Origin of the sequence: Hydrogenophaga sp. T2, from assembly GCF_049843535.1 — a bacterium.
Lineage (GTDB): Bacteria > Pseudomonadota > Gammaproteobacteria > Burkholderiales > Burkholderiaceae_C > Hydrogenophaga > Hydrogenophaga crocea.
In genome coordinates this window covers 534,458-546,796 of record NZ_JBBHZJ010000004.1, presented here as the reverse complement: position 1 = coordinate 546,796, position 12,339 = coordinate 534,458, and the positions used below count along the sequence as shown (strand labels likewise).

Below are 12,339 nucleotides of genomic sequence, written 5' to 3'. Positions count from 1 at the left end.
GTCACCATCAACTTGAAGAGCTTTCCCGTGGGCTCAAGGCCCTGGCCAAGCAGCTTAACCTCACGGTGATCCTGTTGAGCCAGCTCAACCGGGAGGTCGAAAGGCGGCCTGGATGCAGGCCTGTGTTGGCCGACTTGAAGGAGTCCGGTGCGATCGAGGAAGACGCCGACGTGGTGATGCTGCTGAGCAAGGACGGTGACTTGCCTGACGGCTGCTCGCTGATCCATGCCGAGCTCGCGAAGAATCGCGGCGGCAAACGAGGCGTATTCGTGAAATTTGCGTTCAACGGCGCGCACCAAACCTGGGTCGAAACTGATGAAAGAGCCAGACCTGCATCACCGCAAAGACATGCTGCCAAGCATTTCACTGACGACGTATGACCGAGAAGAACGATCTCCGTGGGGGTGCTTTTGCGCAGCGTTTCGCAACAGATGAAGAATCGCGCGCCACTGAACGACCTTTCCCGCGTGCCGCCGTGAGCGGGGAGCCCCTCTGTCTGTTCTGCCAGGGTCTTGTGAAAACCGTCGCTCATCCGATGATCATGCTGCGCAGCAAGGTGTATCCGGTCCAGAAGGGGTCAGTAAATTGAGCAGACCCGACGGCTTGAACGCCAAACAGACTGCCTTTGTGCATGAGTACCTGGTGGACAAAAACGCGACGCAGGCAGCGATACGCGCCGGGTACTCGGTCAAGACTGCTGCATCCCTGGGCGAACGGCTGTTGAGAAATGTTGAGATCCGTGCGGCCATCGACGAGGGATTGCAGGATCTGGCCAGAAGGGTCGGGCTCACGGCGGAAATGGTGTTGCGTGAGCGCAAGCGTCTCGCCTTTTTCGATCCGCGCAAGTTGTTGGACCGAGAGGGCAACCCATTGCCTTTGCAGGATCTGGACGACGACACGGCCGCAGCGATTGCTGGGCTGGATGTGCTGCAGATGATTGGAGAAGGCCACACATCTGGGATCACCAGCTTCGTCAAGAAGTACAAGCTGGCAGCCAAGGACACCAGCTTGATGGCATTGGAGAAGTACCTTGGACTCAACGAGAAGCGGATCCGTTTCGCCTTGCCCAAGATCGAATGCGCAGACGACTGCACCAAGGCGCACGGCGAGGTGCTGGATGCAGTGGCCGCAGGCCGGCTGGGTGCAAGCGAGGCCAAGCTGATGGCCGATCTCATTGACGGTCAGCGTCGCACGCTGGAGACAAATGAGTTGATGAAGCGCATAGAGGCCATGGAACAGGCCATTGAAGCCTTGATCACCAAAAACGCTAAACGAGCATGAGCGCAGTGTTGAAACGGCGAATCCGGCGGCTTGAGAAGATGGTCAAGGAGGCGGCTTCGCCGGCGCAGCCGCGCACTGTTGTCGTGCTTAACGCACCAGAGGATGAGGCACCGGCGGCTGGGAAAGCCGAGTTCGCAGCGCAGCAGGATGCAGCAATCCGGCAAGGCACTTCTGTCATCGTCATAGTTGGTCCGAACGCGAAGGCGGCCAAGTTGCACCCTAAGGCAATCGCAGCGGACAGCGAGGTGGACGCCATGGGTAGGCGCCTGGCGCTGTTTCCGTCCTCAGATGGTATGCACCGGAACGCACTCCAACAGGTGTTGGGGAGCCTTAGCGGGAACGTGATCGGGGTCGTCGCGCAGTAGCCCCTAGGCATTTTGCCAAGAGACTTGCTGTGGTGACCGATCAGTCGGTTACATTTTTGATTAGTACGTTCTTCCAGGTGAGGCCAAGTGCGTCTGCTAACGAATAGCGGCACAGACCGCGTCATTGATCTGGTGCAGCCGCACCTCAAGCCCGGCAGCCAGTTCGGTTGCGTCACCCCTTCGTTTTCGCTGTTCGCCTTTGCCGAGGTGCGCGATGCCTTGGCCAAGTTGGAACGCGTTCAGCTCATCTTGCCGCCAGAGGATGACACCCTGAACTTCCTCGGTGGAGATGGCGACCGGGCCAATCGCAACAAGCTGCAGGCGCGCTGGCTGGCCAACCAGTGCGCCCAATTGCTGGCGGGCAAAGTAGATCTTCGGCGAGCTCAGGGTCGTGTCCCCCAGGGCGCTGTGGTCATGCGTGACTCTCAAGGTTCACCACAGCAGGTGGTGCTGGGGTCGTTCGCTTTCAGCACGGACGGTTTGGGCCTGACCCCCGGAAACCCGATGAACCTGATCCAGGCTTCCGAATCGGCGGCGGAGGCTGCGCAGCTCGCCCAGTGGTTCGACCACCAGTGGGCCAACCTACGGGCTCAGCCGGAACGGAGGGAGGAACTGATTTCCACCCTGCGGCGGATTGGCGAACACAAAGCCCCGATCACCGTGTACGCGTTGATCCTGAACCACTTGCTCGGTGGGCGGGACGACGCCCTGGACGAGGAGCGCATCGTCCGGTCGGCCACCGGAATCCGCAACACCGTCATCTGGAGGAAGCTGTTCAAGTTCCAGCGCGATGGCGTAGTGGGCGCCATCGATAAGCTGGCCCGTTTCGGCGGCTGCATCATCGCTGACAGCGTCGGACTGGGTAAGACCTTCGAGGCACTGGCCGTCATCAAGTACCATGAACTGCGCAACGACCGGGTGCTGGTGCTGGCACCCAAACGGCTGCGCGACAACTGGACGCTCTACAAGGCCAACGACAAGCGAAACGCCCTGGCGGCTGACCGGTTCAACTACGACGTCCTGAACCACACCGACCTCTCCCGTGACGGTGGCAACTCCGGCGATATTGATCTGAGCCACGTGAACTGGGGCAACTACGACTTGGTGGTCATCGACGAAAGCCACAACTTCCGTAACAAGGCGTCGAACAAGGGCAAGGAAACCCGTTACGACCGCCTCATGCGCAAGATCATCAAGGAGGGTGTCAAGACCCGCGTTTTGATGCTTTCGGCCACACCGGTCAACAACCGGCTCGCTGACCTCAAGAACCAGATCGCCTTCGTCACCGAGGGCGACGACACAGCACTGCTTGAACAGGGTATCGACAGCATCGAACAAACCACGCGCAAGGCGCAGATTCAGTTCAACCGCTGGCTGGATATGCCCGAGGCCGAGCGCACGCCAGGCCACCTAGTGGAGATGCTGGGCTTTGACTACTTCACCCTGCTGGACCACCTCACGATTGCGCGCTCACGCCGGCACATTGAGCGGTACTACGGCACCGACGAAACTGGCAAATTCCCAGGCCGGTTGTCCCCGATCAACATCAAGGCCGATGTGGACCTGGCCGGCCAGTTCCGCGCCATCAAAGAAATAAACCTGGAAATCCGGCGTCTGAACCTGGCCAGCTACGCGCCCCTGCGCTACCTGCTGGCGCACAAGCAGGCCGCCTACGATGCCAAGTACAGCACCGAGATTCGAGGTGGCGAGAGCTTTTTCCGGCAAGCAGATCGTGAGGAGAGTTTGATCCACCTGCTGCGGGTCAACGTGCTCAAGCGCATGGAGAGTGCTGTTTCGTCCTTCTCGCTGACCGTGCACCGTCAGCTCAAGGACGTCGAGGCCGTACTCGCTCACATTGAGGCATTTGCCGCTGGGGCGGCGGGCAGCGAAGGCATGGAGGAGATCGACATCGCCGATGTCGACGTGGACGACCCGGCGTTCGAGACCCTGTTGGTCGGGCGCAAAGTCAAGGTGCTGCTGAGCGATGTGGACCTCATCCGCTGGAAGCAAGACCTCATTGAAGACCGCAACCGCCTCGCTACGCTGTTGGCGGCTGCGCAGCAAGTGGACGCTGCGCGTGACGCCAAGCTGGCCAAGCTGCGGGAAATGATCGAGCAGAAGTGCCGCAACCCCATCAACGCCGGTAACCGCAAAATCATCGTCTTCACCGCGTTTTCAGATACGGCGCAGTACCTGTACTCCAACTTGGCGGAATGGGCCAAAGCCAGCCTGGGCGTCAATGCTGCGCTGGTGACGGGCGGCGCCGGTATCCAGTCCACCTTGCCAGGCTTGCGCAAGAGCATGAGCAGCGTTCTGTCCGCCTTTGCGCCTCGCGCAAAGGAACGACCCGCCGACCTGGCCAGCGAGGGCGAAATCGACCTGCTGATTGCCACCGACTGCATTTCCGAGGGGCAGAACCTTCAGGACTGCGACTGGCTCATCAATTACGACATTCACTGGAACCCAGTTCGCATCATTCAGCGCTTCGGACGTATCGACCGTATCGGCTCACCCAACCAGCACATCCAGTTGGTCAACTTCTGGCCCAACATGGAACTGGAGGAGTACATCGGTCTGGAGCAGCGCGTGAGCGGGCGCATGGTCCTGCTTGATGTCTCGGCCACTGGGGAAGAAAACCTGATCGAGCAACAGTCGGGCAACCCGATGAACGACCTGGAGTACCGCCGCAAGCAGCTGCTCAAGCTGCAGGATCAGGTCATCGACATGGAAGACCTCTCCAGCGGCGTGTCCATTACCGATCTAACCCTGACCGACTTCCGCATTGACCTGGCCCAGTACCTCAAGGAACACCCTGGCCAGCTTGAGGCGCTACCGCTGGGTACGCATGCCGTCACCACCAGCATCGACGCCGACATAGAGCCTGGCGTAATCTTTTGCCTGCGAGCTGAGGGCGCTGTCGCGGTCAAAGGTCAAAAGTCCGATTACCCGCTCGCCCCCATCTACCTGGCCCACGTTGGGGAGGATGGCACCGTGCTGCTTCCGTACCCCCAGGCCAAGCGCATTCTGGACCGCCTCAAGCGCCTGGCCCTTGGGCGGGACCTACCCGATGACGGTGCCTGTGCCAAGTTCGACAAAGCCACCCGCCATGGCGAGGATATGCGTCAAGCGCAGAAGTTACTGGCTGCGGCAGTGGCATCTGTGGTTGGCAAGAACGAAGAGCGCGCTGTCGCCAGCCTCTTTTCGCCTGGCGGAACCCACGCCATGAAGGGCGAGTTCGCGGGTAGCAGTGACTTCGAGGTGCTGGCCTTCATGGTTGTGCTTGCCGATCAAAAAATCTGAACCTGATACGGGAGGAAAGCTTGAACAGTGCAGATCAAAACGCCCTGGCACCGATTGCCGAAGAGGTGCTCGGAAAGCTCCAAGAAGTCGCCACAGCCGCGCGTGCCTGGCTTCAGGACCCGAGAGGCCCCAGTGTTGACACGCTGGTGCCTGGCTCTGTTTCAGACGCTGCACTGCGCAACCTGGATCAAGTCAACCAGCAGAACCGTGCGGCCTACCAGCGGTTGAGCAAGGAGCCAGTGGTCTCCCGTGTCGTTGCTGAAGATGAGAAGGGTGTCCTGCATACCCGTTTCTTTTGCCGTGCTGACCAGGGAATGGCCAAACGTGGGGTCATCAGCTACCTGACGAAATGGGGCCGTCTGGCTTCGATGCCAGTCGGAGATGAGTACATCACTCCCGATCGTGAAACCTGGATCGTCGTCTCTAAAACAGGCCTTCGTCCCGAGGAGGTCAACGGACAATGGGATGCTTTCTCGGTTGTGCAGCGCGAGAACCTGCCCAGCGTCACGATTGATTCACTTCGCGCCCTTTTGCGGGCGGAGCGTCCGATACTCAGCGCACGCAACTTGTTGGAAGAGATCCTCGCTGAAGAAGCCAAGAAGGCGACTGTTGAGGAAGGTATCCGCCGGAGTGTTATCACAAGAATGGGGCTCCGGGATCAACCCATCTTGGACAAGTTTCAGGACGAGGTTTTTCGTCTTCCGCTGTCGCATCAGATCGTTCTGCTGGGGCCACCAGGCACGGGAAAAACCACGACCCTGATTCGTCGCCTCGCTCAAAAGCTGGACCTCCAGTATCTCGATGAAGACGAGCAACGCGTTGTGCAGGAAGTAGCACTCGCTCAAGGGTTGTCACATGAGCGCAGTTGGCTGATGTTCACGCCCACGGAACTGCTCAAGCAGTACTTGAAAGAAGCATTCAACCGCGAGTTGGTACCGGCCTCCGATCAGAACCTTCGGACCTGGGACGACCATCGACGAGAGCTGTGCAGGCAGACCTTCGGCATTCTCAGGACGGCCACCGGTGGCGGTACCTTCGTCCAAAAGGTAGGCCTGAGCAGCTTGCTCGACACCACGATCAGGAACCAAGTCGAATGGTTCACAGACTTTGATGCTTGGCAGGGGCAGAGCTACCTGCAGGAGCTGATAGCTGCCGCCCAGGTCCTCCAGCAATCGAATGTCAGGCAGGCAGGCGAGTTGGGCAAGGTGTTGGCCTTGGTGCTGGGCGAACACCAAAGTTGGCCAGCCACTTTGAGCCAGTTGGCAGAGGAGTTGCCTCGGGTTCAGTCCTTTGTTGCTCAGTTCAGGGAAGAGATTGGCGCGCGACTCGAAGCCGCGTTGATTGCACAGTTGCAAACGAATCGCAACTTCGTGGCCGAGTTCGCCACGTTTCTGGAAACTTTGCAGCAAGCCGAGGCGGACGAGGCCGACGAAGCAGAGGTGGACGACGACGAAGACGCACAAGCGCCGAAGGTGGGCGCACAGGCTGCAACCAACGAGTATTACCAAGCGCTCAGGTCCCTGGCGCGCAGCGCTGCCACCAAGCGTGCCGTGAACAAGGCCAGCCGCAGCGGGAAGATCATCGAATGGTTGGGTGACCGCGTGCTCCCCCAGAGTGACCTCATCGACATCGGGAGCAAGCTGATTCTGCAGTCAGCAGCTCGGCGCTTCGTTACGCCCGTCAGGGGTTACATCAGTGGTATGGGCAAACGCTATCGCGCGTTTCGCCGTGAGCGACAGGGCGACGGCACCTGGTACCAGCCAGTAACGTTTGATCAACGTGACGTTCACCCGCTGGAGCTGGATGCCATCTTGCTGGCTACCCTCAAAGCAGGTAACCAGTTGATTGAACGTCGGAACATCCAGCGCGCCATCGACAGCCCGCAATGGGCTCCATTGAGGAGCGTCATGAGCTGTCACCGACACCAGATTCTGGTGGACGAGGCCACCGACTTTTCGCCACTGCAGCTGGCCTGCATGAATGCGCTGGCTCACCCGAGGACGCGATCAGTTTTCGCGTGTGGTGACTTTAACCAGCGACTGACCACTTGGGGTGTTCGCAGTCCCGAGGCGCTGTCCTGGAGCTTGCCAGGCGTGGAGGTCCGTGAAATCACGGTCGCCTACCGCCAGTCCAGGCAACTCAATGACCTCGCGAAAGACATCATCCGTGCCGTTGGTGGTTCTGAGCCGAACGTCAGCTTGCCTGCAGAAGTGAACAACGAAGTGGCTTCTCCAGTGCTGCTGGAAAACAGCTCTGCACCGCAGACCGTTCAATGGCTTGCAGACCGCATCGTTGACATTGAGCGGTTTGTCGTGCAACAGCTCCCATCCATTGCCGTTTTCGTCAACGGCGAAGAGGAGGTCGAGCCAACAGCAAAGGCACTGGACGCCCTGCTGAGCGAGCACAACATTCCGGTGATGGCATGTCGTGAAGGGCAGGCTGTTGGCCAAGAGAGCAGTGTGCGGGTGTTCGACATCCAGCACATCAAGGGGCTGGAGTTCGAGGCGGTTTTCTTCTTGGGCGTCGACCGCCTGGCAGAACTCCAGCCCGAGCTGTTCGACAAGTACATCTATGTCGGTACCACTCGTGCAGCGGCCTACTTGGGCCTGGCTTGCGAAGGTGGATTGCCAGCCCAGCTGGTACCTGTGCGACATCACTTCGCTGACCATTGGGACAACGTGCGTCAGTAGCCAGTAACAAGGATCCGTTAAAGGCCAATTTCATGAGCTTTCGTACCGCAGAGCCCGCACTGAAGGACGTTCTCGATGGCATTGCCGTTGGGCAGATTCAGCTCCCTGACTTCCAGCGCGGCTGGGTCTGGGACGACAACCACATCCGCTCGTTGATCGCGAGCCTTTCCTTGTCGTACCCAATCGGCGCAGTGATGTTCTTGGAGGCCGGCGGCGTACCGTTCAAGCCGCGGCTATTCGCGGGCGTGCAGCTTCAGCCGGCGCCCAAGCCCAAGATCTTGGTCTTGGATGGCCAGCAGCGCCTGACCTCGATGTACCTGTCGTTGCGTAGCGGCCAACCCGTGTCCACGCGTACCGAGAAGGGGGCGGACATCCGCCGCCTGTACTTCCTGGACATGGCCAAGTGCCTGGACCCGGAGGCTGACCGCGAAGAGGCTGTCATCTCAGTGCCCGAGTCGCTGCAGGTCACCTCGGACTTCGGTCGCAAGATCGACCTCGACGTGAGCACCCCTGAACTGCAGTACGCCCAACGCTTGTTCCCGGTGGCGCTGTTGTTCGACATCCAGGGCTTCATGACCTGGGAGAGTGGTTTCAGTGCCTACCACCAGTTCGGGGCCGACGCCATGCAGTTCATGCAGAAGTTCCGTAACGAGATCTGGCTGCGCTTCCAGCAGTTCAAGGTGCCGGCCATCGAACTGACCCAGGACACGCCGCGTGAGGCGGTGTGCCAGGTCTTCGAGAAGGTCAACACCGGCGGCGTGACGCTGACCGTGTTCGAGCTGATGACCGCCACCTTTGCAGCGGACGAGTTCAATCTGCGCGATGACTGGGACGCCCGGCGCGAACGGTTGACCGCCAAGCACGACGTGCTGGAGGCCGTGGACGGCACGAGCTTCCTGACGGCCGTCACCCTGCTGGCCAGCTACCGGCGGCACCTGACTCAGAAGACAGCAGTGAGCTGCAAGCGTGCCGACGTGCTGAAGCTGGATCTGGCCGACTTCAAGGCGCTGGAGACGGCCCTGGAACAGGGCTTCAAGCGCGCGGCCGAGTTGCTGGCCGAGGAGAAGATCTTCGACGAGCGTAGCCTGCCCTATGCCACGCAGATGATTCCGCTGGCCGCGATCTGCGCCCACCTGGGCGAACGGACAACCCTGCACGGCATCAAGCAGAGCCTGTTGCGTTGGTACTGGAGCGGCGTGCTGGGTGAGCTGTACGGCGGCGCCAACGAAACGCGCTTCGCGATGGACATGCAGGACGTGGTGGCTTGGGTGGACGGCGGCAGCGAACCGCGCACGGTGCGCGACGCCAACTTCGCGCCCACCCGCCTGCTGTCGCTGCAAAGCCGCCTGGCAGCGGCCTACAAGGGCCTGGCGGCCCTGCTGATGAAGCACGGCGGGCGCGACTTCGTCAGCGGCACGCCCATCGACCTGAACTCCTACTTCAACAACGCCATCGACATCCACCACATCTTCCCGCGTGCGTGGTGCGAGAAGCAGAAGCTGCCCAAGGACAAGTGGAACAGCGTGATCAACAAGGCGCCGCTGGCCGCCGGCACCAACCGCTTCATCAGCGGTGACGCCCCCAGCGTCTACCTGGGCCGGATCCAGAAGGCCAAGCAGGTGCCGCAGAGTAGCCTGGACGAGTTCCTGACCTCGCACGTCATCCCCGTGGCCGTACTGCGTGCAGACGACTTTGACGCCTTCATCCGCCTGCGTGCCGGCGCATTGCTGACCCTCATCGAGGCTGCCACCGGCAAGACCGTGTCGGGCCGCGACAGCGAGGACACCGTCAAGGCCTTCGGAGCTGCGCTGACCCCATGACGGCGATGCACCACCTCACCGCCGACGACGTGGTCAAGGCGCTGGCCTTGCCCGAGCGCGCACGGGTGGACCAGCGCGTGCCCAAGAAGATGCTGGCCGAGCACGGCGCGCCGACGGCGGCCGACCGGCGCCTGCTGACCGACGGCATCGAGGAGCTGCAGTGGATCGCTGCGCTGAAGCCCGGCACCGTGGCCGTCCCGGAGCACCGTGCCGACGGGCGCGAGTACCTGGAAGTGGCCGTGCTCAGCGTGCAGGTGCGTGCCACGCATGGCAAGGCATCGCAGTGGATGCGGTTGGCCGAGCTGGTGCACCGGGCGGTGCCCTACCCCGTGCTGCTGATCCAGGCGCTGACGCCGGGCGCCGCAGCAGCGGCCGAGCCCTCGACACCGACGCCGCCGACCCAGCTCGCCCTCAGCCTGGCCCACAAGCGCGCTGCACAGAACGAGGCGGGCAAGACGGTGCTCGATGGTGAGCTGGTCCGCTCCGAGCTGATTGGCCCAGACACCGGCAACGCATCCGTGGCGGGCCCGCTGCTGGAGGCGATGGCCCTTGACCGCCAGCCGCATCAAGACCTGATGGCCCTGTACCAGGGCTGGATGGACTGCCTCACCGCTGCGGATGCCGCCCGTCTGACCGGGAACTTCCGCCTGCCCAGCGACCCCACCGCAGCCGCCGCACAGCGAGAAGCGCTGCGCGCCTACCAACGACTGGAACAAGAAACGGCGCGCCTGCGCGGCCTTGCTTCCAAGGAACGACAGATTGCCAAGCAGGTGGACCTGAACCTGGCGCTGCAGCGCCTGCAGGCCGACCTGAACGAGGCCCGTGCGCGGCTGTGACGCGCGCAACCCGACAAGCAAGAACGACCGAATGAAAGACCCGAAGATGAAGAAGATCGAAGCGGCGAGCCCGGAGGCCCAATCCGCCAACCTGGTGGCCGCCAGCGTGGCCCAGCTGAAGGCCCTGTTCCCGGAGCTGATGACCGAAGGACCGAACGGCCCGGCCGTCAACCTGGACGTGCTGAAGGCACTGGTGGGCGACGCCACGGTGACCGACGCCGAAGAGAAGTACGGCCTGAACTGGCACGGCAAACGCGCTGCGCGGCAATTGGCCTTGACGCCCAGCACCGGCACGCTGCGCCCATGCCCGGACGAAAGCGTGGACTGGGACATCACCAAGAACCTCATGATCGAGGGCGACAACCTCGAAGTGCTGAAGCTGCTGCAGAAGAGCTACGCCGGCAAGGTGAAGCTGATCTACATCGACCCCCCGTACAACACGGGCAAAGACTTCGTGTATCCAGACCGGTTTCAGGACAGCATCACCAACTATCTGGAGTTGACTGGCCAAAGGGAAGGCGGGGCAAGGATCTCAAGCAATAGCGAGACCAGCGGCCGGTTCCACACGGATTGGCTGAACATGATGTTCCCTCGCTTGAAGCTGGCAAGAGACCTGCTCAGGGCGGACGGCACCGTGTTCATTAGCATCGATGACAAGGAGGTTGCCAACCTGCGTTGCCTCTGCGATGAGGTGTTTGGAGCCGAGAACCTAGTCGCCCAGATGGTTTGGGAAGGCGCCAACAAGAACGATGCGAAGCAGATCGGCACGTGTCACGAGTACGTCCTGGTCTACGCGCGAAATCGGGATGCTGTGCCGCGAGAGTGGGGACTCAAGAAGGACGGAGTCGAGCCCGTCCTCAAAGAGGCCAAGCGTCTGCGCGAGGTTCACGGTAGCGACTTCGACGCAGCTTCTGAAGCGCTAGCGGGCTGGTTCCGTGCCATGAAGGCCACTGAGTCGTTCGCGCATAGGCGCTACCGCTTCATCGACGCTCGCGGCGTCTACAAGGAAGAGAACCCGACCGCACCCGGCGGCCGAAAATTCCAGCTCATCGACCCAAGAAACGGGAACAAGATTCGTCTGCGTGAGGGTCGAGGCTGGGCGTTCGATCAAGACCAGTTCAACAAGCTAGTTGAAGAAGGCCGAATCACCTTCGTCACGGATACCAGCATCATGCTCAGGCTCTACCTGCATGAGACGGATTCGATGACGCCGCCGAGCGTGTTCTACCAACCCGCCCGATCTGCCTCTGAGCGACTGTCGAAGCTGATGGGACAGGAGGTCTTCGACTTCCCAAAGGACGAACTGGTTCTGCAGAAGTTCGTCGAGATGGCCACCAGCAAGGACGATCACGACTGCATCGTGATGGACTTCTTCGCTGGCTCAGGAACTACTGCGCATGCTGTGCTGTTGCAGAACGCAACCGACAGCGGTCAACGCAGATTCGTCCTTGTGCAACTACCTGAACCACTTGACCCGAGTTCCAGTGAGCAACGTGATGCAGCTGCGTACTGTGACAAGCTCGGGAAGCCTCGGAACATCGCCGAGTTGACCAAAGAGCGTGTTCGACGCGCAGCCGGTGCGATAAGGGCCGACAACCCTCTGTTTGGCGGTGATTGCGGCTTCCGGGTTCTCAAGCTCGACTCGTCCAATATCCGCGCATGGAATCCGACATCGGAAGCGATGAAGGAGACGCTCTTCAACCACGCCGAGCACCTGCTGTCTGACCGGACCGACGACGACCTACTTACCGAACTGATGCTGAAGCTCGGACTGGACCTTTGTGTTCCGACACAGACCAGAAGTGTCGTTGGCAAGCAGCTGCGCAGCATCGCAGGTGGCGTGCTGATTGCCTGCCTGGATCGCCAGGTTCAACTACAGGACGTTGAGTCGCTAGCTCAGGGCATCGTTGCCTGGCACAAGGAGTTGTCTCCGGCCGGTGATACCACCTGCGTGTTCCGCGACAGTGCCTTCGCCGACGACGTAGCCAAGACCAACATGGCCGCGATCCTGGAGCAGAACGGCATCGCCAACGTGCGCAGTCTGTGA

Annotated in this window: 9 protein-coding genes; all 9 read left to right on the top strand. The window is 61.0% G+C overall.

The genetic code is table 11. The annotated features are described in order from the left end of the window. Positions 1 to 380 (top strand): DnaB-like helicase C-terminal domain-containing protein (locus tag WDZ95_RS12835; RefSeq protein WP_425778958.1); only part of this gene is annotated, 380 nt, incomplete at its 5' end. Beyond that, positions 377 to 589, top strand: coding sequence for a hypothetical protein (locus WDZ95_RS12830; RefSeq protein ID WP_425778956.1), 213 nt, complete (start codon positions 377 to 379; stop codon positions 587 to 589). The genes WDZ95_RS12835 and WDZ95_RS12830, both read left to right, overlap by 4 nt. A 14-nt stretch (positions 590 to 603) precedes the next feature. Then, on the top strand, positions 604 to 1,281 hold the full coding sequence (locus tag WDZ95_RS12825; protein WP_425778954.1) for a terminase small subunit: 678 nt from the start codon (positions 604 to 606) through the stop codon (positions 1,279 to 1,281). Beyond that, complete coding sequence (locus WDZ95_RS12820; protein ID WP_425778952.1) at positions 1,278 to 1,646, top strand: hypothetical protein; 369 nt, start codon at positions 1,278 to 1,280, stop codon at positions 1,644 to 1,646. Before WDZ95_RS12825 ends, WDZ95_RS12820 begins: the two co-directional genes overlap by 4 nt. Before the next feature lie 87 nt (positions 1,647 to 1,733). Further along, complete coding sequence (locus tag WDZ95_RS12815) at positions 1,734 to 4,946, top strand: helicase-related protein (RefSeq protein WP_425778950.1); 3,213 nt, start codon at positions 1,734 to 1,736, stop codon at positions 4,944 to 4,946. 20 nt (positions 4,947 to 4,966) lie between these two features. After that, positions 4,967 to 7,636 (top strand): ATP-binding domain-containing protein, encoded by a 2,670-nt coding sequence (locus WDZ95_RS12810; protein ID WP_425778948.1) that lies wholly within the window; start codon positions 4,967 to 4,969, stop codon positions 7,634 to 7,636. Positions 7,637 to 7,668: 32 nt separating this feature from the next. Next, positions 7,669 to 9,456, top strand: coding sequence for a GmrSD restriction endonuclease domain-containing protein (locus WDZ95_RS12805; protein ID WP_425778946.1), 1,788 nt, complete (start codon positions 7,669 to 7,671; stop codon positions 9,454 to 9,456). Between the two features lie 5 nt (positions 9,457 to 9,461). After that, positions 9,462 to 10,292: a DUF4391 domain-containing protein gene (locus WDZ95_RS12800; protein WP_425778944.1), complete on the top strand. Its 831-nt coding sequence runs from the start codon at positions 9,462 to 9,464 to the stop codon at positions 10,290 to 10,292. Between the two features lie 46 nt (positions 10,293 to 10,338). Next, a complete protein-coding gene (locus WDZ95_RS12795) occupies positions 10,339 to 12,339 on the top strand; it encodes a site-specific DNA-methyltransferase (protein WP_425778942.1) in 2,001 nt (666 codons plus the stop codon).

What these genes read in the sequence shown, in the direction of transcription:
- WDZ95_RS12795 (WP_425778942.1), top strand. Translation starts at nt 10,339, where the DNA reads ATGAAGAAGATCGAAGCGGCGAGCCCGGAGGCCCAATCCGCCAACCTG.
- WDZ95_RS12805 (WP_425778946.1), top strand. Translation starts at nt 7,669, where the DNA reads ATGAGCTTTCGTACCGCAGAGCCCGCACTGAAGGACGTTCTCGATGGC.
- WDZ95_RS12820 (WP_425778952.1), top strand. Translation starts at nt 1,278, where the DNA reads ATGAGCGCAGTGTTGAAACGGCGAATCCGGCGGCTTGAGAAGATGGTC.
- WDZ95_RS12800 (WP_425778944.1), top strand. Translation starts at nt 9,462, where the DNA reads ATGCACCACCTCACCGCCGACGACGTGGTCAAGGCGCTGGCCTTGCCC.
- WDZ95_RS12830 (WP_425778956.1), top strand. Translation starts at nt 377, where the DNA reads ATGACCGAGAAGAACGATCTCCGTGGGGGTGCTTTTGCGCAGCGTTTC.